Source organism: Aeromonas sp. R6-1, from assembly GCF_040908165.1.
Classification (GTDB): Bacteria; Pseudomonadota; Gammaproteobacteria; order Enterobacterales; family Aeromonadaceae; genus Aeromonas; species Aeromonas caviae.
The window spans coordinates 99,228-123,995 of record NZ_JBFODF010000026.1; the positions used below are offsets into that span (position 1 = coordinate 99,228).

The following is a 24,768-nucleotide window of genomic DNA, read 5'->3' on the forward strand; positions in this document are numbered from 1 at the left end:
AAAAAACTATAACAAGCAATAGTTTACAAGACAGACGAGGTTGAACTTGACGAAATCACTCACATTGTCCGATGTACTCGGATTGGGCTTCATGACCTTTGCGTTCTATCTGGGCGCAGGCAACATCATCTTCCCGCCCCTGGCCGGCTTCATGGCGGGTGAGCACCTCTCTCTCGCCATGCTGGGCTTCCTGGTCACCGCCGTGGGCCTGCCCCTCATCACCATCATCGCCGTCGCCAAGGCTGGCAACGGCTGGGCCGGCATGACCAAGCTGCTGCCGACCGGCGTGGCCACCGCACTGGCCGTCGCCATCTACATCATCATCGGCCCGGCCTTCGCCGCCCCCCGTACCGGCCTGGTGGCCTACGAGATGGGCCTCAAGCCCTTCCTTGGCGACATGGGACCATCCGGTCTGGCTGCCTACACAGTACTGTTCTTCGGCGTGGCCATCCTGGTCTCCCTGAACCAGGGCAAGCTGATGGATGCCATCGGCAAGTACCTGACCCCGCTGCTGATGCTGCTGCTGCTGACCCTGGCCATCGGTGTCTTCGTCGCACCGCAAGGAAGCATGCCTGCCGCATCCGGTGACTACCAGAGCACCCCCTTCGTGAAGGGCATTCTGGAAGGCTACAACACCATGGACACCCTGGCGTCCCTGATGTTCGGCGCCCTGATCGTCGACCTGCTGCGCCAGAAAGGCATCCATGACTACCAGAGCCAGTTCAAGTACCTGGCCATCGCGGGCATCATCTCCGCCATCGGTCTCTCCGTGGTCTATGTCTCCCTGTTCCAGCTGGGCAACACCGCTGCCGGCGTCGCCACAGACGTGAGCAACGGCGGTGCCATCGTCAACGCCTACGTGCTGAGCCTGTTCGGCCAACCGGGTCAGTTCATCCTGGCTGCCATCATCACCCTGGCCTGCTTCACCACGGCCGTCGGCCTCATCTCCGCCTGCTCCGACTTCTTCCACAACCTGACCGGCATGAGCTACAAGAAGCTGGTCGTGCTGCTGGGTGTCATCTGCGGCGTCGTGGCCAACGTGGGCCTGAGCCAGCTCATCAGCCTCTCCATTCCGGTGCTGGTCGCCATCTACCCGGTTGCCGTGGCGCTGGTGCTGGTCACCTTCCTGAAGGGTTACTTCGGTCGCCCCCGCCTGGTGTTCCGCTCCGTGCTGCTGGTCGCCTTCCTGTTCGGCTGCCTGGACGGCCTGGGCGCCGCCGGCATGAAGATGGATGCGTTCGCCTTCCTGCCGCTGTTTGACAAGGGCCTGGCCTGGTTGCTGCCGACCCTGCTGGCCTGTGGCCTCGGTGTCATGGTGCGTGGCAATGGCAAGCTGGCAGCAGAAGCTGCCTGATAACAGATCTTGACCCAATAAAGAGGCCAGCATTCGCTGGCCTCTTTATTGTTGGTGCAATCTGATCCATCCGTTGTGGAGAGCGCTCCTCAGAGGACGGTTGCTGGCTTGGGTTTGCCTGCAAGACCGTACCAGTGATGCTCAAACCGGCCCGCATGCCAGCGCAGGGTGCCCCAGGGCTGGTCAGCCTGCCAGCGCGGGAAGTTGATCTCCACGCGGTTGTCTTCGTACTTGTAGAGAGAGGTGCTGATCTCGATATCCGACAGGATAAGCAGCACCACCCCACCGATGACACTCCATTTCAGCATCTTCCACATGGCGATTACTCGAAGCAGATCTCGATGGTGGCACGGCCATACTCCGATTCGAACGGCATCATGATCTTGGCGCCGTCGGCCCGGTGAGTGATGGTGTGATTGGGACCGGAGACGATGACCGGGGTCGCCATGTCGAACTCATAGCCCTTCTCCCCCAGCATGCGTTTGGCGCCGCCCGTCACCATGTTGGTGATCTCGCCCACCATGTCGGTCACTTCCTCGTTGATGGTGGCCGGCGCCTCCCCCAGCATGCGACGCATGATCTCCAGTGCCAGCCCCTTCTCGAAGCTGATGGAGAGGGAACCCCGGGTCTGCGGACCCACCATGCCAATCAGGCCGGAGACATCTCCCCGAGCCAGCTCGTCCGTCTTGCGCTTGGGCGCGCCCGGTTTGAGTTCCAGCTGTGCCATGGTGGAGAGCACGTTGAGCAGGGAGAGCAGGAACGGGTTTACAAAATCAGCCTTCATCTTGACTTCCTACGGTAGCGGAACAGCGGGCACATTGACCATGGGCTTCTATGGTCTTGTTGGTAATAGTAAAACCATGCTGATGAGCCTGCTCGGAAAAGGCGCCGTCGATGGCGGGATCGTGCAGCTCCACTACCTCACCGCAACGATCGCAGATCAGCAGTTGCATCGGGTGGGCATGGTCGAAGTGGCAGCAGAAGATGAAGGCGTTGAGCGACTCCACCTTGTGGGCAAAGCCCTGTTCGAGCAGGAAGTCGAGCGCCCGATAGACGGTAGGCGGTTTGGCATGAGCCTCGGTCTGCTGCAACTGGGCCAGCAAATCATAGGCACTGATGGCATTGCCGTGGGCGGCAAGCAGCCGGAACACCTGGCGCCGTGTCGGGGTGAAACGGATCCCGCGCTGCTCGCAGAGGCGTTCCGCTCGTTGTAGAAGTTGGTCTTGATTCATGTTCACGCAGATACCCTGTCAATTAGCCGGATACTATCACAGGGCCCCCAGTGCGCGGCGACAAAATTCATTTTCTGGGGCTGTCTCACGTTGTGATAGAATCCCGCCCCTTGTTTGGCCAACCCGGATGATTTTTATGCAGGCGCAGCGCTTTTCCATCGCCCCCATGCTGGACTGGACCGATCGGCATTGCCGTTATTTCCACCGTCTGATGACCCGCCAGACCCTGCTCTATACCGAGATGGTGACCACGGGCGCCATCATCCACGGCAAGGGCGACTATCTGGGCTACAGCGAGCAGGAACACCCTCTCGCCCTGCAACTGGGTGGCAGCAACCCGGCAGACCTGGCCCGCTGCGCCAGGCTCGCCGAGGAGCGCGGCTATGACGAGATCAACCTCAACGTCGGCTGCCCCTCCGATCGGGTGCAAAACGGCCGCTTCGGCGCATGCCTCATGGGTGAACCCGCACTGGTGGCCGATTGCGTCAAGGCGATGCGCGACGTGGTCAACATTCCGGTCACCGTGAAGACCCGTATCGGCATCGACGATCAAGACTCCTACGAGTTCTTGCAGGCCTTCATCGAGCAGGTAAGGGACGCCGGTTGCGATACCTTCATCGTCCATGCCCGCAAGGCCTGGCTGAGCGGTCTGAGTCCGAAAGAGAACCGCGAGATCCCGCCCCTCGATTATCCTCGCGTCTACCGGGTCAAGCAGGATTACCCGGATCTGACCATTGCCATCAACGGCGGGGTGACCAGTCTGGAGCAGACTCTTGAACATCTGCAGCACCTCGACGGGGTCATGATGGGCCGCGAAGCCTACCAGAACCCCTACATTCTGGCCCAGGTGGACAATCTGGTGTTCGGCGAGAACCGTGCCGTGCCGAGCCGCCACGAGGTGGTGCGGATGATGCTGCCTTATATCGAACAAGAGCTGGCCAAGGGCAACTACCTCTCCCACATGACCCGCCACATGCTGGGGTTGTTCCAGAACATGCAGGGGGCGCGCGCCTGGCGTCGCCATCTGAGCGAGAATGCCTGCAAGCCGGGGGCCGACATTCAAGTGGTGCTGGACGCCATGGCCAAGGTGCCGGAGTTCGCGCCAGCCGACGCGGTGGAGTGATCATGTACCGCTTCACCGGATCCTGGCTGCACAAGGCCCTGGTGCGTCTGTGCGCCGGCCTGCTCACCATTCTCGGCATCAAGCTCAGCACCTTCTATTTCATCGGGCTGCTGATCGTGCTGGGGCTGCACCGGGACCAGATCCTGGGCTGAACGCCACCTCTCCCGAACAAGAAAAAGCCGGCGCCCCTGCGCCGGCTTTGTTGTCACCACGGAGGCGACCCGACAGTCTGGCTTACTCCTCCTGAACCATGAACTGGAGTTCAGGGGGAGAAGAGGTCAGCACATCGGCGCAGTAATCCCAGGTCGAGATGCGGTAGTGCTGCAAATCTTCATCCAAGTGCAGTCCATCGGATTCCTGATGGAACCAGCTGGCGAAACGGGACGGGGTGATGAGCTGGATCTGCTCCTCGATGACGTGGCTGTCACGCCCCTCCGCCAGATCACAATCCTCCATCACCCGCACCGCGAAGATGTGGCGAAAACTCACCCGGCACAGGGGCAACGGAGGCAGATCGATGCTGCGAGCACGCCCCAGCATGACGGTCAGGGTGTCGCTCCAGATATCCTGATGCAGTTCGGCCACGACCAGGCCGGGAGGGAGTTGACGAGAGGGAGCCCAGGGGACGGCTACCTGCCGAATGGCATTTTTCTGTTCCATATCCACCTCGCTACAGCGCATGCCATATCCTGAGTGTATCTGAAACAAATTTTGACGAAGATGGCAAGAAAAAACCCGGCACAAGCCGGGCTTCATTTGATTACAAGACGACCTTATTTGACGGCGTCTTTCAGCGCCTTGCCAGCCACGAAGGACGGCACATTGGCAGCTGCAATCTGGATCTCTTTGCCGGTTTGCGGGTTGCGACCGGTACGGCCCGCGCGATGGTTGACCTTGAAGGTACCAAAACCCACCAACTGAACGGCATCGCCCTCTTTCAGGCTCTGGGTAATACCATTGATGATCTCTTCCAGAGCGACTTTGGCCTGAGCTTTGCTCAGGTCTGCTTTGGCGGCAATTGCATCGACAAGTTGAGCTTTGTTCATAACATTTCCTTTATGATCGGGCATTTAGCACCGGGCCACTCTATTCAAAAAAAAACACTCAGGCAAAGGCTTTATCAGCCGGATTGGCTTGAATGCTGGGGTTTTCATCAAGATCTGCGGAAATAGTCACATATATCGCCCCCTTGTCCCCTGGATGGGCGACAGGATGCGAAGTACCGGTGGGGAGAGGCATGCAAATCCCCGCCTGATGTAACAATATCCCTACACTCCTATTGACGGTCAACTGGATTTTCCCTAGTTATAGGAGTGTCGTCAGTCGATGAGAATGACCGGAGGCATGCGACCCGAGAGCCGCATGTCATGCCCATGGAGGGACTATGTTAACTGAACTGGAAAAAACCAAGCGCGCACTGGCAGGCAAGCACAGAGCAATAGATGACTGGCTGGATGCCAGACAGGCGTTGCTGGTCGAGTACATGCGACTGGCAGGCCTCATGCCCGCCAAGTGCAAGCAACGCACCCTCCCAGGCCATGTAGAACTGCAACGTTTTTGCGAACAACTGGTCGACTACGTCAGCGCAGGCCATTTCGAGATCTACAACCACGTCGTCACCGCCTTTGAGCAAGCCAGCGGCGACAAACTGGAGCTGGCCAAGCGCATCTACCCCCATATCCGTGCCTGTACCGAATTCGCGCTGGAGTTCAACGACAAGTACAGCAACGCCGACGAAGCCCAGTTGCTGCAACTGGACGAGGATCTGAACCAACTCGGCCCCGTGCTGGAGGACAGGTTCAAACAGGAGGATCGGCTGGTCAAGGCGCTGCAGGTGGTGGAATCCCTCAGCCATCAGCAGGTCTGATATTCAATATCGGAGCCAGTTCAATATCCTGGCGTGCCAGCTGGATTACACTCTGCAACATGAAGAATGAGCATCTTGCTCGCACGCAGACCGGAGACGACCATGGCCGAGCGCCGCCACTTTACTCGGATTTTCTATTTGACCGCCGCCAAGCTCACCCAGGGTGAACACCAGTGGCGCACCCAGCTGGTCGATGTCTCCCTGCAGGGAGCCCTGCTGCTCAGACCCGAGGCTTGGGTCGCCAGCGAGGACAAGGAGTACGAAATCTGCTTCGTGCTCGGGGGCAGCGACATCGAGATCAAGATGCAAGTCGAGCTGACCCACGAAGCCAGCAAGAAGCTGGGGTTTTACTGCCACCACATCGACATCGACAGCGCCACTCACCTCAAGCGGATGATCGAGCTGAACATCGGAGAGGAGCAACTGCTCCATCGCGAGCTGGAGCAGTTGCTGCAAGAGCACCGAGACCACGTCCCCCCCGAATCCTGAGCGGGCGGTCAGAAAAACAAAGGAGCGTTCATACGCTCCTTTTTCATGGTTGGTTACAGGGCCTCGAGGGCATCGGAGAGTTTCTTCACCGGCACCACCTCCATCCCCTCGATGGGATGTTTGGGCGCATTGGCATGCGGGACGATGGCTCGGCGGAAACCGTGCTTGGCCGCCTCCTGCAGTCGCTCCTGACCCGAGGGCACGGGCCGTATCTCGCCGGAGAGCCCCACCTCACCAAAGACTACCAGATCCTTGGGCAGGGCCTGATCCCGGAAGCTCGACACCATGGCCAGCAGCAGCGCCAGATCCGCGCTGGTCTCCTCGACTTTGACGCCACCCACCACGTTGATGAACACATCCTGATCCGCCATCTGCAACCCGCCGTGACGATGCAGCACCGCCAGCAGCATGGCGAGACGGTTGTGATCCATCCCCACCGCCACCCGGCGCGGATTGGAGAGCTGGGAGTAATCCACCAGCGCCTGCAACTCCACCAGCAGGGGGCGCGTGCCTTCCCAGATCACCATGACGATGGAGCCCGGAGCCTGCTCCTCCCCGCGGCTGAGGAAAATCGCGGAAGGGTTGCTCACTTCCTTCATTCCCTGCCCGGTCATGGCGAAGACCCCCAGTTCGTTGACCGCACCGAACCGGTTCTTGTGGGAGCGCAGGGTGCGAAAACGCGAGTCGTGCCCGCCATCCAGCAGCACGGAGCAGTCGATGCAGTGCTCCAGCACCTTGGGACCCGCCAAAGTGCCGTCCTTGGTGACGTGGCCCACCATGAAGATGGCCACATGATTCTGCTTGGCATAGCGTGTCAGCAGCGCCGCCGACTCCCGCACCTGGGAGACGGACCCCGGCGCAGACTGCACATCCGCCACGTGCATCACCTGGATGGAGTCGATGACCATGATCTGAGGTTGCTCCTGCTGGGCGATGAGGCAGATCTGCTCGACACTGGTCTCGGACAACATGCGTAGCTTGTCCGTGGGCAGACCCAGCCGACCGGCCCGCATCGCCACCTGTTGCAGTGACTCCTCACCGGTCACATAGAGGGTCTTCATGCGCTGCGCCAGGCCGCACATGGTCTGCAGCAACAGGGTCGACTTGCCGGCCCCGGGGTTGCCGCCGATGAGAATGGCCGAACCGGGGACCACACCGCCACCGAGTACGCGGTCCAGCTCCTTGAAGCCCGAGCTGAAACGGGGGATCTCCGTGGTAGCGATCTCCGCGAGGGTCTGCACCTGGCTGCCGACGGCGCCCGCATAACCGGTATAGCGAGCGCTCTTGCCGGGTGTCGTCACCCCCAGTCGCACCTCGGTGATGGTGTTCCACTCCTTGCACTCGCTGCACTGGCCTTGCCAGCGGGTGAAGTCGGCTCCACATTCGGAACAAACATAGGCGGTTTTGTTTTTGGCCATGGATAACTCGGGGACAGGATGAATTCCTGCTTGATATACTTGTTTGCGACCGGCAGATCAAACCCAGAATCGGAAAAGTGACTTTCCGCGGCAGGAATACATGGATTCAGAACAACCACTACATCTGATAGAACAACTTGTCCCCCTGCTCCGGGAAAAGGACTTCGACGAAATCTTCAACCGTCTGACCCAGAACGAAAATACCAACAGCCGGTTCCTGCTGAAGATGGAACTCAAACGCAAGTGCACCCCCTGTCGGCGCGTCATCGACATGCGCAACGAGCTGGGCACCCTCTGTCAGGTGCATGAGTTCGACGGGGTGACCCACTTCATGCCCGCCGAGGCCATCGAGCTGTTTCAATCCCAGTGCTACCTCTACCGGGACAGCTACACCCTGGGGGTCTACGAGGCGCTGCAAGCCTGGTACAAACTCAACCAGGGGCGCAGCGACAATCTGGCGCTGCCCATCAGCCCGTTTCGCCCGTTCGATGTCAGCGCCATCCCCTTCGCCAGCCATTACGGGCGACAGGAAGAGCGCATGCACTTCAGCTCTCCCATGGTGCTCCAGCTCGCCAACGGCGAGAAGATCCTCGCCAAGAGCTCCGACATCTCCCTCGGCGGCATCCGGGTATCCGTGCCCTATCTGCCCGACTACCAGACAGGCGACCTGATAGCCGTCTTCTTCACCGGACTGGAACGCGATCATCCCCATCCCCTGCTGCGTGACCCGGTCAGCTACCAGATCCTGGGGGAGGAGAGAAAAGAGGACAAATTCTGGCTAAGGCTGCTCAAGAACGGCGAACATCCGGTGTTCGACGAGTTCCTGCGCGACTTCATCGAGCGCAACCGCAGCCGCTATCGCGTCAGCGTCGACTACCTGCTCTCCGCCGCCGTCATCAAGGGGTATGAACAGTTCTATCTGCCGCGCATGACCGGCATGCCCCTCTATTTCGGCAAGGGCAGCGTCCCCGCCCTCGAGATCGCCCTGCGCACCGAGAACAACCAGCACATTCTCGAATACTGGCGCGACGCCAAGAACCGCGACATGCTCGCCAGCCTCTTCACCGCTGCCCGCATGCCCTCGTTGCTCCCGGGCAAGGAGGGGCTGCGCGAGACGCTGATCTACAGCTTTACCCATGCGGTACGCAGCCACCTCTACTTCTTCTCCGCGACCCGGGAGGAGCTGGAACAGAGCGGACTGACCGCGCTCTTCTTCCAGATCGGCGCCCGCCGCCCCAGCTGGCGGGTATACAAGTTCAGCATGGAAGCCTGCACCCTGCGGGAGGCCGACCTCGACAACCCCCAGGGCGGGGCGAGCCCGTTGCAGGACAGGCTGCTGCGCGAGCGCCTAGCCCAGCTCGGATACGTAGGCATACTGCAGGAGATAAACCTGGACAACCAGCGCGACGAGTTCCAGCGAGAGACGGGTCAGGATCCGCTCAACGCCAACGCCTTGCAGCGCTTTGGCCATGACATCCATGCCGCCCCCTTCGAGATAGAGACGCTGCACTATGTGCAACTGCGCAAGGAGGCGCGCTACATGCACAAGACGGCCATCGTCTTGCATCACAAGGAGCGATCCTGGGTCGGCTGGACCCGAGACATCTCGGCCCACGGTATGCAAATCGAGCTGGAGGAGCCGTTCGACGGGGAGAAGGGAGACATCATCACGGTGGCTCTGCCCCGTTTGCAGGAGCTCGCCAGAAACATGGACCTGCAACGCCTGCCCTATCGGCTGGTCAGCCTCAACCTGAGCAGAACCGTGCTGCATCTGTGCATCGAGGGGACGGCTGAGCGCCATACCGGCCACCAGTTCTTCAGCCTGCTGATCGAAAGCAACCAGAACAAGCTCAAAACCACCCGGGAGTTCAATCGCTATCGCGGCATGGCCAGGGCGCTGCGCAACCTCTACACCCACCACCTGTTCAACACCCCCGTCTATGTGAACAAACTCAAGGCCGCCCCGAAACTGGCCGCGGCCGGCCTCTCGCCACAGCCACGCAGCCTTTCCCGTCTGCTGCGCATCTGTGCCGAGCAGGATCAGCAGTTGAACCTGTATCCCCTGTTCCAGGGGGCACTGCTCAAGGCCCTGCTGCTCAATCCCCTGCGCGCCATCGAGCGGGAAGACAAGCCGGAAGAGGAGGAGGTCTACATCGCCGCCCTCCACTCCCAGGGGGGAACCCCCCTGTTTCGCAGCCACCTGGCCAGCAGCTTCAGCTCACCGGATCAAAAGCGCCGTTTCATCGAGCTGGCCCGGCAACAGGGAGAGTTCTATTCAGTACTGGTGGGTATTTCGCGCACCGGCCGCCCGGACACCAGCTTCATCGCGGGTGAACTGGACTACATCGCCAAGTTCGCCATTCACAAGGCCAAGAAGCTGGAAGAGGAGCTCTGGAGTGTCGTGGGCGTGGGTGAACTGACCGATACCACCGAGGCGACCCTGTTCCGCCTTGGCATACCATCCGGGCCCCGCTAGCCAGCAGGGCCGGGAGACAACAAAAAACGGGCACGCAAGTGCCCGTTTTTTGTCTATCAGGCAGCCTGGGGGTTACGCAGCCAGGCGAGGATGTCGGGGAAGTGATCCTCCTGTGCCTGGGGGGCCGTCAGCATGTTGATGTGGTCGTAATCGAGGCGGTTGCCGTTGTCCCGCCCAAGGCGGGTGTGGCGGGCGGCCGAGCCCATCTCGTCGCTGAAGCGGCGCACGTCGACGGGGTGGCCAAGTACCTTGTCCGCCTTGGCGGAGATCATCCAGAGCGGGGGCCAGTTGACCCGGCTCGCCGCCTCGTCATAGGCGAAGCCGTCAAAGGGGTCCAACCAGGGCCCGCACTTGACCCAGGGGATGGTCTCCTGCAAGTAGCGCAGGGGCTCATCATCGGCCCCTATCTTCAACCGGCGGGCGGCCAGAAACCCCTGGCGGCTCGCCAGCCAGGGGGCAAGCCGGTTCCAGATCAGATCCACCTTCAACCAACGCTCCGGGTTCTGCACCGAGACCCCCCGCTTGGTGCCGAAGAACACCAGGCTGGCAACCTGCTCCGCCAGCTCGGGGAAGCGCACCAGGGTCGAGGCCATGATGACGCCGCCCCAGGAGTGGGCCATCCAGTGCACCCGGGCACCGGCATGGCGGGTCGATACCCAGCGCTGCAGGGCGGGCAGATCCTCGGTGATCAGCTCATGCTGACCGTGGCCGGCCCGCTCGGCGATGGTCGGTGTGCTCAGACCCCGACCACGCAGATCCGCCACATAGACCTGATACCCGTGGCGAGCCAGAAAGCAGGCCAGCCCCTTGCCCGATTCGGTGTAGAAGATGCGGCCGTTCTCGATGGCCCCGTGCACCATCAGGATGGGGTCGGCATGCACCGCGACACCGGGCTGGATATGGCGCACATGGAGTCGATGCTCACCGCAGGGGACAAACAGGGATTGCTGTAACAGTTCCATCTCGTGATCGGCTCCTCCTTGAGCGGGATCAGCACCAGCGTCGGTCGCGACAAGCCAGGGCGCCGAGCAGGCAGAGCACCCCTTCCAGATCGTGGTGATTGAGGGTCGCCGCCGCCTGGGCACGAACCAGGGGTTTGGCATGAATGGCAATGCCAAGCCCCGCCACCCCCATCATCTTGAGATCGTTGGCACCATCGCCGACCGCGACCGTCTGGGATGCAGCCACCCCGTACTCCGAGGCCAGCTGTTGCAGTGCCTCGGCCTTGGCGGCGGCATCGACGATGGGGCCGCTCACCTTGCCGGTCAGCAAGCCCCCTTCCACCGCCAGCTCGTTGGCGAAAATGGCATCCAGACCCAGGGCACGCTGCAACTCGCCGGCAAAGCGGGTGAAGCCACCGGAGGCGATCGCCACCTTCCAGCCAGCCTGCTTGAGGGTATCGACCATGAATGGCAGGCCCGGCATCCAGGGCATGTCGGCCGCCACCTCGTCGAGGATGGTGACAGGCGCCCCTTCCAGCAGCGCCACCCGGGCACGCAGACTGTCGGCAAACTCCAGCTTGCCCTGCATGGCTGCCGCGGTAACGGCCGCCACCTGCTCACCGACCCCGGCCAGCCGCGCGATTTCGTCGATGCACTCTATCCTGATCGCGGTGGAATCCATGTCCATCACCAGCAGACCGGGCTCACTCAGGGTCGGCAGGGCGGCCAGATGACACAGGTCGATGTCCCACTCCTGGGCTTTGAGCGCCTGCACCAGCTCGGGGGAGAAGCGGTTGGTGCCAAGCAGCAGCAGCGGAATACCAGCCTGCTCCCCTGCGGGATAGAGGCTTGACTCAAGCCCCAGGGCATCCAGCTGCTGGGCCAGGCGGGCCAGATGACCGGCCTCCAGCCCCTTGCCAAACAGGACAATCCAGGCGCTGTCGTGGGCGTTGGCCGCGGGCAGCAGGGCTTCGTTGGTGAGCTGCCAGCAGGGGGCACAGCTCAGGGCCCCGGACCAGTCGTGCAGGGAGCGGGGAAGTTGGGACAACAACATAAGAGAGACGCCTTCCTTGGAAATCATGGGGTTCATCATGCGGGCCCAGAGTAGCGTATTGCTTTTTGTACAGGCAAGCGCCAAGATCCCGCCTGCGGTGCGGGCAGACATGGAAACAGACCACCCTGTTTCCCGCTTCGCGGCACCGGGGCACCAGCCAGCCCCGCTCATCCATTATCAGAGGCCCGGTTCTGTGCGTCATCTTCCCATCAAACGTGTTGTCAGCCTGGCGGCGGGAGTCCTGCTCGGTCTCTGGGTGCTGGTGCTGCTCATCCACATGCAGGGAGAGAGTCAGGCCGCCCTGCACGCGGCGGCACGGGACAGGGCACAGGCGCTGGTCGCCTATGCCGCCCGGGACATGCGCCGCTGGATCAAGGAGGACAAGGAGAGCGAACTGGAGAGACTGGCGCAGGATCTGGCCGCCGAGCCTGACATTCTGGATGTCACCCTCTACGACGCCCGCGGCATTCCCCTCGCCCAGTCGGACAACGCCCTGCCGCTGGACAGCCTGCTGCCCATCGGCAGCGACAACAAATCCCTGCCGGAGCAGGGCAAGGGGCGCATCCAGTTTGTCCAGGAGATCCAGGACGGAAACCTGACCCTGGGCTATCTGAGGATCACCCTGGAAGAGCAGAAACTGCTGGCCGCACAAGATACCCATCTCAAGGTCAACCAGGAGAAACAGCGCCTGATGTTGCTGGTGATGCTGCTGGCCGGCCTGCTCATCTCCTACGGGGTGCGTCGCAACTACATGCGGGTGCGCAAGCACAAGAAACAGAGCAAACCCGCCGCTCCGCAATAAGCGGGAGTGGATCACATCCTCCGGCTTGTATATAACACTGGCAAGATCACTGGCAGGAGAGCCACATGATTGCCCCCCCCTTGCCGCTGGATGAACACAGTCGACTGGAACGACTGCGCATCCTCGGCCTGCTCGACCACGAGCCCATCGATCAGCTGGATCGCCTCACCCGGCTCATCACCCGCCATTTCGCACTCCCCATCGCCATGGTCTCCCTGACCGACGTGAACAGGCAGTGGTTTCTCGCCCGCACCGGGGTCGATATGTGCGAGATCAACCGGGAGCACTCCTTCTGCGGTCATGCCATTTTGCGCCCCGACATCATGCAGGTACCGGATGCCAGACGGGATCTCCGCTTTGCCGACAATCCGCTGGTGACCGATGATCCCGGCGTGGTCTTCTACGCCGGTCGGCCCCTGCGGGCGCTGGATGGCGTGGTGCTCGGCACCCTCTGCCTGGTGGACCATGTGCCGCGCCATCTCGACGAAGATGCCTGCCGGGATCTCGACGACTTCGGCCGCCTGGTGGAGAACACCCTGCACGACCTGGAGCGGCGCCACCAGGTGCGTACCCTCAACCAGGTGCTGGAAGACAAGGAGCATCTCTTCACCCTGACCTTCAACCAGTCGTCGGTGGGCATGGCCCTCTCCTCCCTCGAGGGGAAATGGCTGAGAGCCAACCCGGGGCTGGAGCGGCTGCTCGGTTACAGCGAGCACGAGATGCTCAGCAGGACCTGGCTCGCCATGACCCATCCCGAAGATCTGCAGCGGGAGCAGCCCCTGTTCGATGCCCTGATCGCGGGGCAACGGCAGGATTACCGGCTGGAGAAGCGGATGATCCGGGCCGATGGCACCCAGTGCTGGGTCCAGCTCAGCGTGACCCTCTGCCAGAGCCGCACCATGGCCCCCCACATGATCGCCGTGTTTGCCGACCTCACCGAGCGCAAACAGGCCGAAGCCGAACTCGTGCGGCTGCAGCAAGGGCTCGAGCAGCAGGTGCAGTCACGGACCAGTGAGCTCTCCCGCACGGTGGAACAGCTGCATCAGGAGATGCGCGAGCGCGGCGCCATGCAGCAGCAGCTGTGGCAGGAGCAGCGCCGCTTGCAGCACATGCTGGAGCACACCAGCAATGCCTTCCTCGAGCTCGATGCCGATTTCATCATCACAGGCTGGAACCCGGCCTCCACCACCCTGCTCGGCTGGCACGCCGACGAGATGCTGGGCCGTCCCCTCTTCGGGCTGCTCGGCGCCGATCACCCCCTGCTGAGCCTGTCAGGCAACCCGCAGAGTCCGCCACGGCGGCTGGAGTGCGACATCATCACCCGCGCAGGCCGGCACATCCCGGTCGAGGTGATCGCCGAGCGTTACCGGTTCGACGGCAAGGTGCGCCTCGCCCTCTTCCTGCACGACATCTCCGCCCGCCGCCAGGTGCTCGCGGAGATCGAGCGTGGCCGTGCCCGACTGCGGGCCATCACCGATGGCCTGCCCGTCACCATCAGCATGGTGTCGCCCGAGGGGCGTTACCTGTTCGCCAACCAGGCCTATTGCCGCTACTTCGGGCTCGATACCGAACAGATGCGGGAAATGAGCGTGCGGGACGTCATCGGCGAGGAGGCCCACGGCAGGGCCATGGCCTATGTGGCAAAGGCCCTCGCCGGTGAACAGGTGAGTTTCGAGCGCCGCTTCGATCTGCCCATAGGTCAGCGTGACCTCAGGATCACCATGATCCCGAGCCGGGGCGACGAGCCCGGGGTCTACATCCTCGGCAGCGACATCACCGAGTTCAAGGCGCTGCAAAGTCAGCTGGAACACGAGGCGGCTCACGACCCCCTCACCGGCCTGCCCAACCGGCGCGCCTTTACCCTGCGCCTCTCCCGGGAGCTGGAGCGGGTGCGCCAGAATGCCGAACCCCTGGGGCTGCTGTTCCTCGATCTAGACGGCTTCAAGGGGATCAACGACAGGCTGGGGCACCACGTCGGCGATGCCCTGTTGCAGCGCTTCGCCCAGGTGCTGAGTGCCGAGGTGCGCCCGGGGGACATGGTGGCGCGCCTGGCCGGCGACGAGTTCACCATCATACTGCCCGCCTTGCGCCAACCGGCGCAGGAGCTGCCCGCCCTGTGCGAGCGGCTGCTGGCGGCCATGGCGGTTCCTGGAGACGTGGCCGGTCACCGGCTGCCCCTTGCCGGCAGCATAGGGGGGGCCCTCTGTCATTCGGGCCAGTATTGTCACATCGACGATCTGCTGCACCGGGCCGATGCCGCCATGTACCAGGCCAAACAGGCGGGCAAGGGGCGCTTCGCCCTCGATCTCAGCACGGCATAAGGGGCTGTCAGCCCCCAAAGCAACGGGGAAGCCTCATGCCTCCCCGTTTCTTGACCCACTCCAAGTTCCCCGCAGCTTGGCAGATCAGGAGTCAACGCCCCTCTCACCTGCTGGCTTTCAATCCGAAACGATCTCCCAGGAGCCGTCAGGCTTCTGGCAAGCGGTACCGAAGGCATCCTCCTTCTTGCCCCCCACCGTGATGGTCTGCTGGAATTCGCGGCAGTAGCGGCCACTGCTGCTGGTCCCTTCCCGCACCGCAGTCACCGAGCCGGAGGCGTCACCATTACTCCAGGTGACGGGATCGTTCAGGGGTGCCGTGGTCGCCTTGACCTGGGCAGCCTCGTGCTCCCGCTGCTGCTCCTCATTGATGTTGTCGAGGATCTTCAGGGTAATGGCGGTGAAGGCCAACCACTTCCAGGCATCGTTGTCGTCGTAATAACTGCCATAGCCCCCATACCAGTGGCCATAGGGACGAACCACCACCACGTCGTGATAGACACGGCGCCGATTCGGTGGCACGACGATATTGTTGTGGTGATTGTCGATGACCAGGTTGTTGCCCCTGATGTCACGACTATTGTCGATGTGGCGGTTGTCCAGCTGATGGTTGCCCTCGACATGGCGATCCTGTATCTGACGCTGGTTGACATGAACCGGCCGGGTCGCCTTGTCCCGCGCCCTCACATTGCCCCACCCCTCGTTGAATTTTACCGACTCCCGATTGGCCTGGCGGGGCACGGCCCTGTGCTGCACCGCGTGGGGCTGGGATACCCGCTGCGGCGCCGACCTGTGCTGGGGCATGTGCTGGCCCCTGCCCTCCAGCGCCAGCGCCTCCTGCCAGAGCGTCGGGACTATCAACATCATGGCAAGCAGCAGCGGAGGCAGGATATATATTCGTTTCATGGTGTTAGCCTCATGAGGAGTTGCCCGAAAGTATAGACAGCGCAACTCGCCAGCTGAGTTTTCCATCCCGATGAGGCATAAAAAAACGGCGACCCCTGGGTCGCCGTTTTTGCGTGGAACCGAAGCCTGGGATCAGTCACCCAGCAGGACGGAGTCCAGCGCGATTTCGATCATGTCGTTGAAGGTCAGCTGACGCTCTTCGGAGGTGGTCTGCTCACCAGTACGGATATGGTCGGAGACGGTGCAGATGGTCAGCGCCTTGGCACCGTACTCGGCGGCCACGCCATAGATACCAGCGGCTTCCATCTCGACACCCAGGATGCCGTATTTTTCCATGACGTCGAACATGGAGGGGTCCGGGGTGTAGAACAGATCGGCGGAGAAGATGTTGCCCACGCGCACGGCCACGCCCTTGTTCTTGGCGGCCTGAACGGCATTGGCCACCAGGTCGAAGTCGGCGATGGCGGCGAAGTCGTGATCCTTGAAGCGCAGACGGTTCACTTTGGAGTCGGTGCATGCACCCATGCCGATCACCACGTCACGCAGTTTCACGTCTTCACGCACGGCACCGCAGGAGCCCACGCGGATCAGGGTCTTCACGCCGTAGTCGGTGATCAGCTCTTTTGCGTAGATGGAGCAGGACGGGATGCCCATGCCGTGACCCATGACGGAGATGCGACGACCCTTGTAGGTGCCGGTGAAACCGAACATGTTGCGCACGTCGCACACCTGCTCGACGTTCTCCAGGAAGGTTTCGGCGATGTACTTGGCACGCAGGGGGTCGCCCGGCATCAGCACGGTATCAGCAAAGGCGCCATCTTTCGCATTGATATGAGGAGTTGCCATTCTCTTTATTCCTTCACACTAGGTTGAGTTTTATTGTCTTTATGGATTGTCCGCTGCCTGCACGGCGGCGGTACATTACAGGAAACCGGGGCCCTGTGGCACCCCGGGCAGGCGAACCGGCCCGGGGTCACCATCACAGGAAGCTGGTACCGTATTGCAGCTTGGGCAGGCCGTGGTAGGCCGCGATGCTCTGGCCGATGTCGGCGAAGGTCTCGCGACGACCGACGGAGCCCGCCTTGACCGGCTTGCCGTAGAACAGTACCGGAATGTATTCGCGGGTGTGGTCGGTACCGCTCCAGGTCGGGTCACAGCCGTGGTCGGCGGTCAGCACCACCACGTCGCCATCCTGCAGCAGGTCGAACAGCTCCGGCAGGCGGGAGTCGAAGTACTCCAGCGCATCGGCGTAGCCCTTGACATCACGGCGGTGACCGTAGGAGGAGTCGAAGTCCACGAAGTTGGTGAAGACGATGGTCTGGTCACCGGCCGCTTTCACCTCTTCCAGAGTCCTGTCCCACAGCTCGGTCAGACCGGTCCCCTTCACCTGCTTGGTGATGCCCTGCTGGGCATAGATGTCGGCGATCTTGCCGATGGAGACCACCTGGCCACCCGCTTCCTTCATGTAGTCCAGCACGGTCGGCGCCGGCGGCAGCACGGAGTAGTCGTGGCGGTTGCCGGTGCGCTTGAAGTTGCCCTTGCCGCTGCCCACGAACGGACGCGCGATGACGCGGCCGATGTTGTAGGGCTCCAGCAGCTCGCGCACGATGTGGCACAGCTCATAGAGCTTCTCGAGGCCATAGGTCTCTTCGTGGCAGGCGATCTGGAACACGGAGTCGGCAGAGGTGTAGAGGATCGGCTTGCCGGTGCGCATGTGCTCTTCGCCCAGATCGTCCAGCACCTGGGTGCCGGAGGCGTGGCAGTTGCCCAGATACCCGGGCAGACCGGCCTTCTCGACGATGGCATCCAGCAGCTCCTGCGGGAAGCTGTTGTGGTGGTCATGGAAGTAACCCCACTCGAACAAGACGGGCACGCCGGCAATCTCCCAGTGACCGGACGGGGTGTCCTTGCCGGAGGAGAGCTCCTGGGCAAAGCCGTAGGCGCCGATCACCTCGACATCCTTGTTCAGTCCGGCCGGGAAGGTGCCGCTGGCGAGTTCGCCCGCGTGGCCCAGACCCAGCTTGCTGAGGTTTGGCAGGTTGAGAGCGCCACGGCCCTCGATCTCACCGGCGGCGCACGCCTTGGCGATATGGCCAAGGGTATTGGCACCCACGTCGCCGAACTTGTCGGCATCGGCGGCAGCACCAATACCGAAAGAGTCCATCATCAGAATAAAGGTACGTTTCATGGGACTTCCCCTTGTTACAAATCAGCCAGACCGATGCGACGGTAAACCTCGGGCAGCGCCTCTGGTCGGGTGTCGCCGATCTTCACGGCAGCCTGCACCATGCGGGCAGCCTCGGCAAATTGAGCTTCTGTCTGAGCGTGGATCAGGGCGAGCGGCTTGTCAGCATCGACGCTCTGACCCAGGCGGATAAAGTCGGTCAGACCGACCGCATAATCGAGTTTGTCGGCGGCGGCGCGGCGACCGCCCCCCATGGCGACCACGGCCAGACCCAGTTCACGGGTATCCATCGCGGTGACGAATCCGCTGTGGGCCGCGTAGACGGGGCGCACGATGGCGGCTTTGGGCAGGTAGGCGTCGTAGCGCTCCATGAAGTCGGCGGGACCGCCGAGGCCGGTCACCATGCGCCCGAAGATCTCGGCTGCCTTGCCGTTGTCGAGCACCGCCTGCAGCTTGGTGCGGGCATCGCCGTCATCGCTGGCAAGACCGGCAGAGATCAGCATCTCGGCGCACAGGGCCATGGTCACTTCGTGGATGCGCGGGTTGCGATACTCACCGGTCAGGTAGCGCACCGCTTCGCGCACTTCCACGGCGTTGCCGGCGCTGGAGGCCAGCACCTGGTTCATGTCGGTCAGGAGTGCAGAGGTGCGGCAGCCGGCACCGTTGGCCACGGCGACGATGCTCCTGGCAAGCTCTTCAGAGGCTTCAAAGGTCGGCATGAAGGCGCCGGAGCCCACCTTCACGTCCATCACCAGGGCTTCCAACCCGGAGGCAAGCTTCTTGGAGAGGATGGAGCCGGTGATCATGGCAATGGACTCGACGGTGGCGGTGATATCCCGTACCGCATAGATACGCTTGTCCGCCGGGGCGAGATCGCCGGTCTGGCCGATGATGGCGACACCCGCCTCTTTCACCACTTTCAGGAAGCGGTCGTTGTCGACCGAGGTCTGGTAGCCGGGAATGGCGTCCAGCTTGTCCAGGGTACCGCCGGTGTGACCGAGACCACGGCCGGAGATCATGGGCACGAAACCGCCGCACGCAGCAACCATGGGGCCCAGCATCAGGGAGACAACGTCACCCACACCGCCGGTGGAGTGCTTGTCGACGATGGGGCCGCCCAGATTGAGGTGGTCCCAGGTCAATACCATGCCGGAGTCGCGCATGGCGCAGGTCAGGGCGACCCGCTCATCCATGGTCATGTCCTTGAAGTAGACCGCCATGGCCAGGGCCGCAATCTGGCCTTCGCCGATGGTGTTGTTGGTAATGCCCTGGACGAAGAATTGAATCTCTTGGGTACTGAGCGCTTCACCGTTGCGCTTCTTGCGAATAATTTCTTGAGGCAAAAACATCTTTCATTCCCTCCGTGCATCACGCACGAACACAGACCGAACCAGATCCGGAAGGGGGCGGCGCACCGCCCCCTGCCACCGCTTAGTAACCGCTGGTATTGGCAGGCTTGTCGCCATGCCCCAGGGTCGCCAGCAGGCTGGCCAGCAGACTGGAGGCACCGAAACGGAAGGTGCGGGCGGATACCCAGTCCTTGCCCAGGATCTCTTCGGCCATGGCCAGGTACTGACCCGCCACGGCGGCGTCTTTCACGCCACCGGCCGGCTTGAAGCCCACTTTCGGGTTCTTGGCCTTGATCACTTCCATCATGATGCGGGCCGCTTCCGGGGTCGCATTGACCGGCACCTTGCCGGTGGAGGTCTTGATGAAATCGGCACCGGCGTCGATGGAGATCTCGGAGGCGCGACGGATCAGCGCCTCTTCCTTCAACTCGCCGGTCTCGATGATCACTTTCAGCAGTACCTTGGCGCCGCAGGCTTCCTTACATGCTTTGACCAGATCGAAGCCGACCTGTTCATTGCCGGCCATGAAGGCGCGGTACGGGAAGACCACGTCCACCTCGTCGGCACCGTAGGCCACGGCGGCGCGGGTCTCGGCCACGGCGATCTCGATGTCGTCGTTGCCGTGGGGGAAGTTGGTCACGGTCGCGATGCGCACGTCGGCAGCGCCGATGTCACGCAGGGTCTTGCGCGCGATGGGAATGAAACGGGGATAGATGCAGACGGCGGCGGTCAGGCCAGCCGGAGACTTGGCCTTGTGGCACAGGTCGATCACCTTCTGATCGGTGTCGTCATCGTTCAGGGTGGTCAGGTCCATCAGGTTCAGGGCGCGTTGGGCGGCCACTTTCAGATCAGTCATGCTATGTCTCCAAAGTCTTGTTAAGCCCCATCACCCGCGATCGGCTTCACCGAACACCAAGGGTCGGCAGAGACGTTCCCGGAGCAACGGGATATGGAATTGCAGCGCAAATGCACAGGCAATACGGCTGCAAATAAGGCAAGAGCCCTGTCACTTTCTTACAAAAGTGCGGACTTGGTTCCATGAAGACTTGAGAAAGGCCGACTACGCAGACCCGACTTCCCAATCAATTCCATTTGACCGCCAACACCCGGATTCACCGGGCATTAGTCAATGCCAGCACCCTGCTGGCATCGCCTATTTCAGCCGAGATACCCCGTGTTTGCAAGCCAGATTTGCCAATTTCAGAGGTACCTCACACCCGGCAAATCCAGCGCTGGCAGGCGCTTAAGAGAAGAAGCGGGTCAGGATCCAGGAGTAGGCAATGCCCCCCAGATAGACCCCCACGATCCCCATGACGCCGGAGAGGACGGGCGGCGCCGGTATCGGCAACTTGAGGAAAGAAAACAACACCCCAACGATAAAGCCGGCCGCCATAGCCAGTAGCACTTCATTCATAGAACCTCCGATTTGACTCACTTTATTATTAGTCTTGACAGGAAAACGGTTGTCACCACCCCAAACGAGAACGCCACAGCAAATCGCTGTGGCGTTCGTCTTTATCCTGTCAGTCAGGCGATGTTACATGCCGGACAGCGCCAGGAAGAAGCCTGCGATGGTCGCAGACATCAGGTTGGACAGGGAACCTGCCAGCACGGCCTTCAGACCGAACTTGGCGATGGTGCCGCGACGGTTCGGTGCCATGGAGCCCAGACCACCCAGCAGGATGGCGACGGAGGACAGGTTGGCGAAGCCGCACAGGGCGAAGGAGATGATCGCCTTGGTGTGCTCGGACATGGCCACACCGTTGATCAGTACTTCATCCTTCAGGTAGGGAGCGAAGTTCAGGTAGGCCACGAACTCGTTGACCACCAGCTTCTGACCGATGAAGGAACCGGCCACGACCGCTTCGCTCCAGGGCACGCCGATCAGGAAGGCCAGGGGGGAGAACAGCCAGCCCAGCAGCAGCTCCAGGGAGAGTTGCGGGTAACCGAACCAGCCGCCCACACCGGAGAAGATGCCGTTGATCATGGCGATGAGGCCGATGAAGGCCAGCAGCATGGCACCCACGTTCAGGGCCAGTTGCAGACCGGCGGAGGCACCGGCGGCGGCAGCGTCGATCACGTTGGCCGGCTTGTCGTCCAGCTCACCTTCTGCGGTGTTCTCGTCGTAGCTCGGGGTCTCGGTTTCCGGTACCAGCAGCTTGGCGAACAGCAGACCACCCGGGGCAGCCATGAAGGAGGCGGCGATCAGGTATTCCATCTTGACACCCATGGAGGCGTAACCGGCCAGCACGGAGCCGGCAACGGAAGCCAGACCACCACACATGACGGCGAACAGCTCGGAGTCGGTCATCTTGGAGATGAAGGGACGTACCACCAGCGGGGCTTCGGTCTGACCGACGAAGATGTTGGCTGTGGCGGAGAGGGATTCGGTACGAGAGGTGCCCAGCACCTTCTGCAGACCGCCGCCCAGCAGCTTGATCACCCACTGCATGATGCCGAGGTAGTAGAGTACCGCGATCAGGGAAGAGAAGAAGATGATGACGGGCAGGACGCGGAAGGCGAAGACGAAGCCACCGCCACCGAACACTTCGAACATCTTGTTGCCAACCAGACCACCGAACAGGAATTCGATGCCGTTCTGGCCATAACCGATGACGCTGGAGACGGCGTCGGACACGCCCACCAGGATGTCACGACCGACCGGCACGTAGAGCACGAAGGCCCCCAGACCGGCCTGGATGGCAAAGGCGCCACCTACGGTACGAATTTTGATTGCCTTGCGGTTGCTGGAGAACAGCACCGCAATCAGGACGAGCGTCGCCATCCCTACCAGACCCATTATCAGATTCATTATTAACACTTCCTCTTTAGTAGCACCTGCCAGCTTGTTAACGATTTGTGTATTGAAGCCGCTAATCAAGGGTGCGCATTATACTAATTACGGTGCGACAAAATAGAATACTGGTCACATTTTATAAGCCACAAATGGCCTGAACATCGTTTAATTAGACCGCAAACGATTTTTATGGGCCCTGTTTTTTATCACTCGGTCATCATTTGATAATCAAATGTTAATTTCATGATTTCCTGGGGGGAACAGCCGCCGGGTGGAGTCATGTAACACCGAAATAACATCCTCCAGCGGTTGCTGCCGCAATTGTGCCAACAAGCGGGCTATGGTCGGCAGGCTGGCTGGCGTGTTCACCTCCCCCTGCTGGCCTTGCAGCGGCATGTCGGGAGCGTCGGTTTCCAGCAGCAAGGCCTCCAGCGGCATCTGGCGTATCGCCTCCCGGGTCTTGTTGGCCCGCTCATAGCTGATGACCCCCCCGATCCCCAGCCTGAAACCCAGTTGCCAGAACACCTCCGCCTGATGCAGGGAGCCGCTGAAGGCGTGAATGACCCCCCCTTGTGGCGGAGTGAAGCGCCGCAGGATCTTGGCGACCGTGTCGTTGGCACGCACCGAGTGGACGATGAGGGGCAGCGCATGCGCCATGGCCAGTCGCACCTGCGCCTCGAACATCTCGACCTGCCCCTCCTGCGGCACATGGGAGCGCAGATCCAGCCCACACTCCCCCACGGCCACCAGCCCACGGGGCCGACTCGCCAGCAGGGTCTCCAGCCGGGTCAGTGCATCCCGGGGCTGCTTGCCCACATACCAGGGATGGATCCCCAGGCCATAGCGGATGTCGTCGTGGCGTCCGGCCAGCGCCATCACCCGCCCCCAGTTTTCCTCTCCCACGGCGGGGATGATATACTCGCCCACCCCCAGCTGGCGCCACCGGGTCAGCAGCGCCTCCCGATCGGCGTCAAAGACCGGAAAATCGAGGTGGCAGTGGGTGTCTATCAATTCCATGTCGCGCTTACCTGTCTGTCGTACTCAATGGGTTCATTCCATGCCAACACACGTTTCCCGAGGCTTTACCCTGATAGAACTGGTGCTGGTCATCATCGTGCTGGGGATCCTGGCCGTGACCGCCCTGCCCCGCTTCATCAACATCCAGGACGACGGGCTCAAGAGCAGCGTCTCGGCCACGGCGGGCAGCTTTGCCAGTGCCGCCCGGCTCGCCCACGCCGGCTGGGCGGTCAAGGTTAAGGGGGAGCCCCTGGCACTCTACAACTTTAGCGGCATGGGCAGGCAGGATCTCGACATCAACAGCCATGGCTGGCCGGTGGGCACCAAGGAGGACCAGGGAGGTCAGGGGCCCGATACCGTCTTCCCCGGTGGCGACAGCGATCAGATCTCTGTCAGCAGCCGGGACGACTGCGAGAGCCTGTTTGGCGCCCTGCTCGATACCGATCTGACGGTGGCCGATGAGTTGCACCAGGATTCGGACAGTGACTACATCTCCCGGCTCATCCCGGCAGACGCTCAGGCTGACGGCGCCCTTCGTCACGACAACTGCCGCTATACCCTGCGCAGCTCCGTGGGCCGCTTCACGGCATACCCCGATGGGCTATCGTTCGACTACAACAGCGTCACTGGCGCCGTGACTCGCCAGTTCCAGTGAGGTCGTCGCCCTTCTCCGGGCGCTTCTCCTCTTCATCATGGCGTACCGGCGCGCAGCAGCGCCGGTTCTCCGGTGTGAGTCCCCACTCCTGGCACCAGGCATCGTAGCGAGCCAGCCAACGCAGCAATATCCCCTTCATGGGCGCCTCCTTGTCTTGATGGTTTCCCCACAAGCCTGCCCCAATCCAACTCCCCAGACCAGCATCTCGGGGCCAGCGGCGTCATGGCCTGTCCAGCGGCAGCAACAGCCCCATGGAAATCTCGTCCACATAGCCCTCGTCCAGCCGATAGGCCTGCCGTCTCACCCCTTCCTCCACGAATCCGCACTTGCGATACAAGGCGTGGGCCACCTCGTTGTGCGCCATCACTCCCAGCTCCAGCCGGTGGATACCGAGATCCCTCGCGGCCGCGATCAGGGTACGCAGCAACCGTTCACCCCATCCCTGCCCGCGCGCCCCCGAACGCAGCCACATCACCACCAGGGCGCAGTGGCGGTTGCGTGCCAGGCCGCCACCAAGGAGCGCGGCAAACCCTTGCACCTCCCCCGCCAGCTCCAGCAGCCACATGGCCTGATTGGGGGCCGCGACCATGGCCTCGAGCCGCCTGCGCTGCCCCTCGATGTCCGAGGGGCGCTCTCCCGCTTCATACAGCATGAAGCGGGTCTCCCTGTCCAGTTGCCCGAAGAAGCGATCCAGCACCGCCGCATCCTCCACCCCTGCCATACGAATCATCACGCCGACCTCCCTGCCTGGTGGTTCTGCCGACCACGACCATAAAAAAAACGAC

Annotated in this window: 27 protein-coding genes; 9 read left to right on the forward strand and 18 right to left on the reverse strand. The window is 61.9% G+C overall.

Going from position 1 to position 24,768, the window contains the following annotated elements:
• Positions 1–46 precede the first annotated feature (46 nt).
• Entirely contained in the window at positions 47–1,354 is a 1,308-nt protein-coding gene (gene brnQ, locus AB5Y68_RS06845) for a branched-chain amino acid transport system II carrier protein (protein WP_039040015.1), read from the forward strand.
• A gap of 89 nt (positions 1,355–1,443) precedes the next feature.
• On the opposite strand, the gene AB5Y68_RS06850 is transcribed toward brnQ, so the two are convergent.
• From AB5Y68_RS06850 to zur, 3 genes are read right to left on the reverse strand one after another with little or no spacing between them, the layout of a single operon-like run.
• Entirely contained in the window at positions 1,444–1,671 is a 228-nt protein-coding gene (locus tag AB5Y68_RS06850) for a hypothetical protein (RefSeq protein WP_039039956.1), read from the reverse strand.
• A 5-nt stretch (positions 1,672–1,676) separates the two neighbouring features.
• Positions 1,677–2,138, reverse strand: a complete 462-nt coding sequence (locus tag AB5Y68_RS06855) for a chemotaxis protein CheX (RefSeq protein ID WP_010673043.1) — start codon at positions 2,136–2,138, stop codon at positions 1,677–1,679.
• A complete protein-coding gene (gene zur, locus AB5Y68_RS06860; protein WP_039039955.1) occupies positions 2,128–2,586 on the reverse strand; it encodes a zinc uptake transcriptional repressor Zur in 459 nt (152 codons plus the stop codon). Before zur ends, AB5Y68_RS06855 begins: the two co-directional genes overlap by 11 nt.
• A 136-nt stretch (positions 2,587–2,722) precedes the next feature.
• Here zur and dusA point away from each other — a divergent pair, with 136 nt between their 5' ends.
• Positions 2,723–3,709 carry a tRNA dihydrouridine(20/20a) synthase DusA gene (gene dusA, locus AB5Y68_RS06865; protein ID WP_039039954.1) on the forward strand — a complete coding sequence of 329 codons (987 nt, stop codon included), beginning with the start codon at positions 2,723–2,725 and terminating at the stop codon, positions 3,707–3,709.
• Between the two features lie 2 nt (positions 3,710–3,711).
• Positions 3,712–3,861, forward strand: a complete 150-nt coding sequence (locus AB5Y68_RS06870; RefSeq protein ID WP_080769988.1) for a hypothetical protein — start codon at positions 3,712–3,714, stop codon at positions 3,859–3,861.
• An 82-nt stretch (positions 3,862–3,943) separates the two neighbouring features.
• Here the strand turns inward: AB5Y68_RS06870 and AB5Y68_RS06875 are convergent, their stop codons facing one another.
• Together AB5Y68_RS06875 and hupA are read right to left on the reverse strand one after the other, a co-directional pair.
• Positions 3,944–4,369 (reverse strand): hypothetical protein, encoded by a 426-nt coding sequence (locus AB5Y68_RS06875; protein WP_029313758.1) that lies wholly within the window; start codon positions 4,367–4,369, stop codon positions 3,944–3,946.
• A gap of 113 nt (positions 4,370–4,482) precedes the next feature.
• On the reverse strand, positions 4,483–4,755 hold the full coding sequence (hupA, locus tag AB5Y68_RS06880; protein WP_005305063.1) for a nucleoid-associated protein HU-alpha: 273 nt from the start codon (positions 4,753–4,755) through the stop codon (positions 4,483–4,485).
• Between the two features lie 338 nt (positions 4,756–5,093).
• On the opposite strand from hupA, the gene AB5Y68_RS06885 reads away from it, so the two are divergent.
• Both AB5Y68_RS06885 and AB5Y68_RS06890 read left to right on the forward strand, forming a co-directional pair.
• Complete coding sequence (locus tag AB5Y68_RS06885) at positions 5,094–5,576, forward strand: Rsd/AlgQ family anti-sigma factor (RefSeq protein WP_029313757.1); 483 nt, start codon at positions 5,094–5,096, stop codon at positions 5,574–5,576.
• A gap of 102 nt (positions 5,577–5,678) precedes the next feature.
• On the forward strand, positions 5,679–6,065 hold the full coding sequence (locus tag AB5Y68_RS06890; protein ID WP_039040014.1) for a PilZ domain-containing protein: 387 nt from the start codon (positions 5,679–5,681) through the stop codon (positions 6,063–6,065).
• A gap of 53 nt (positions 6,066–6,118) precedes the next feature.
• Here AB5Y68_RS06890 and radA read toward each other — a convergent pair whose 3' ends face one another.
• Entirely contained in the window at positions 6,119–7,483 is a 1,365-nt protein-coding gene (radA, locus tag AB5Y68_RS06895; RefSeq protein WP_010673036.1) for a DNA repair protein RadA, read from the reverse strand.
• 100 nt (positions 7,484–7,583) lie between these two features.
• Between radA and AB5Y68_RS06900 the strand changes: the two genes are divergently transcribed.
• Positions 7,584–9,959, forward strand: coding sequence for a PilZ domain-containing protein (locus AB5Y68_RS06900; protein WP_039039953.1), 2,376 nt, complete (start codon positions 7,584–7,586; stop codon positions 9,957–9,959).
• Between the two features lie 56 nt (positions 9,960–10,015).
• Here the strand turns inward: AB5Y68_RS06900 and AB5Y68_RS06905 are convergent, their stop codons facing one another.
• Positions 10,016–10,921 (reverse strand): alpha/beta fold hydrolase, encoded by a 906-nt coding sequence (locus AB5Y68_RS06905; RefSeq protein WP_039039952.1) that lies wholly within the window; start codon positions 10,919–10,921, stop codon positions 10,016–10,018.
• Between the two features lie 28 nt (positions 10,922–10,949).
• Positions 10,950–11,954 (reverse strand): phosphoserine phosphatase SerB, encoded by a 1,005-nt coding sequence (serB, locus tag AB5Y68_RS06910; RefSeq protein ID WP_039039951.1) that lies wholly within the window; start codon positions 11,952–11,954, stop codon positions 10,950–10,952.
• 193 nt (positions 11,955–12,147) lie between these two features.
• On the opposite strand from serB, the gene AB5Y68_RS06915 reads away from it, so the two are divergent.
• Positions 12,148–12,756 (forward strand): AhpA/YtjB family protein, encoded by a 609-nt coding sequence (locus AB5Y68_RS06915; protein ID WP_010673032.1) that lies wholly within the window; start codon positions 12,148–12,150, stop codon positions 12,754–12,756.
• 65 nt (positions 12,757–12,821) lie between these two features.
• Positions 12,822–15,077 carry a PAS domain S-box protein gene (locus AB5Y68_RS06920; RefSeq protein ID WP_039039950.1) on the forward strand — a complete coding sequence of 752 codons (2,256 nt, stop codon included), beginning with the start codon at positions 12,822–12,824 and terminating at the stop codon, positions 15,075–15,077.
• Between the two features lie 117 nt (positions 15,078–15,194).
• On the opposite strand, the gene AB5Y68_RS06925 is transcribed toward AB5Y68_RS06920, so the two are convergent.
• The 8 genes from AB5Y68_RS06925 to AB5Y68_RS06960 form a co-directional block, all read right to left on the reverse strand.
• Positions 15,195–15,980, reverse strand: coding sequence for an RT0821/Lpp0805 family surface protein (locus tag AB5Y68_RS06925; RefSeq protein WP_233466745.1), 786 nt, complete (start codon positions 15,978–15,980; stop codon positions 15,195–15,197).
• Between the two features lie 132 nt (positions 15,981–16,112).
• Positions 16,113–16,826: a purine-nucleoside phosphorylase gene (gene deoD / locus AB5Y68_RS06930; RefSeq protein ID WP_039039949.1), complete on the reverse strand. Its 714-nt coding sequence runs from the start codon at positions 16,824–16,826 to the stop codon at positions 16,113–16,115.
• A gap of 133 nt (positions 16,827–16,959) precedes the next feature.
• Positions 16,960–18,168 carry a phosphopentomutase gene (locus AB5Y68_RS06935; RefSeq protein ID WP_039039948.1) on the reverse strand — a complete coding sequence of 403 codons (1,209 nt, stop codon included), beginning with the start codon at positions 18,166–18,168 and terminating at the stop codon, positions 16,960–16,962.
• 14 nt (positions 18,169–18,182) lie between these two features.
• On the reverse strand, positions 18,183–19,514 hold the full coding sequence (gene deoA, locus AB5Y68_RS06940) for a thymidine phosphorylase (RefSeq protein ID WP_039039947.1): 1,332 nt from the start codon (positions 19,512–19,514) through the stop codon (positions 18,183–18,185).
• A gap of 82 nt (positions 19,515–19,596) precedes the next feature.
• Positions 19,597–20,370 carry a deoxyribose-phosphate aldolase gene (gene deoC, locus AB5Y68_RS06945; protein ID WP_039039946.1) on the reverse strand — a complete coding sequence of 258 codons (774 nt, stop codon included), beginning with the start codon at positions 20,368–20,370 and terminating at the stop codon, positions 19,597–19,599.
• Positions 20,371–20,757: 387 nt separating this feature from the next.
• Positions 20,758–20,928: a XapX domain-containing protein gene (locus AB5Y68_RS06950; RefSeq protein ID WP_010673027.1), complete on the reverse strand. Its 171-nt coding sequence runs from the start codon at positions 20,926–20,928 to the stop codon at positions 20,758–20,760.
• 123 nt (positions 20,929–21,051) lie between these two features.
• The gene (locus AB5Y68_RS06955; RefSeq protein ID WP_039039944.1) at positions 21,052–22,326 is read right to left on the reverse strand and encodes a NupC/NupG family nucleoside CNT transporter; all 1,275 of its coding nucleotides are present in this window, start codon (positions 22,324–22,326) and stop codon (positions 21,052–21,054) included.
• Positions 22,327–22,539: 213 nt separating this feature from the next.
• Entirely contained in the window at positions 22,540–23,328 is a 789-nt protein-coding gene (locus tag AB5Y68_RS06960; RefSeq protein ID WP_039039943.1) for a TatD family hydrolase, read from the reverse strand.
• Between the two features lie 40 nt (positions 23,329–23,368).
• Here AB5Y68_RS06960 and tppF point away from each other — a divergent pair, with 40 nt between their 5' ends.
• Entirely contained in the window at positions 23,369–23,983 is a 615-nt protein-coding gene (gene tppF, locus AB5Y68_RS06965) for a type IVa pilus pseudopilin TppF (RefSeq protein ID WP_039039942.1), read from the forward strand.
• On the opposite strand, the gene AB5Y68_RS06970 is transcribed toward tppF, so the two are convergent.
• Together AB5Y68_RS06970 and AB5Y68_RS06975 are read right to left on the reverse strand one after the other, a co-directional pair.
• The gene (locus tag AB5Y68_RS06970; RefSeq protein WP_164915510.1) at positions 23,952–24,122 is read right to left on the reverse strand and encodes a DUF5363 family protein; all 171 of its coding nucleotides are present in this window, start codon (positions 24,120–24,122) and stop codon (positions 23,952–23,954) included. The genes tppF and AB5Y68_RS06970 overlap by 32 nt on opposite strands.
• 81 nt (positions 24,123–24,203) lie before the next feature.
• A complete protein-coding gene (locus AB5Y68_RS06975; RefSeq protein WP_200886017.1) occupies positions 24,204–24,713 on the reverse strand; it encodes a GNAT family N-acetyltransferase in 510 nt (169 codons plus the stop codon).
• Positions 24,714–24,768 lie beyond the last annotated feature (55 nt).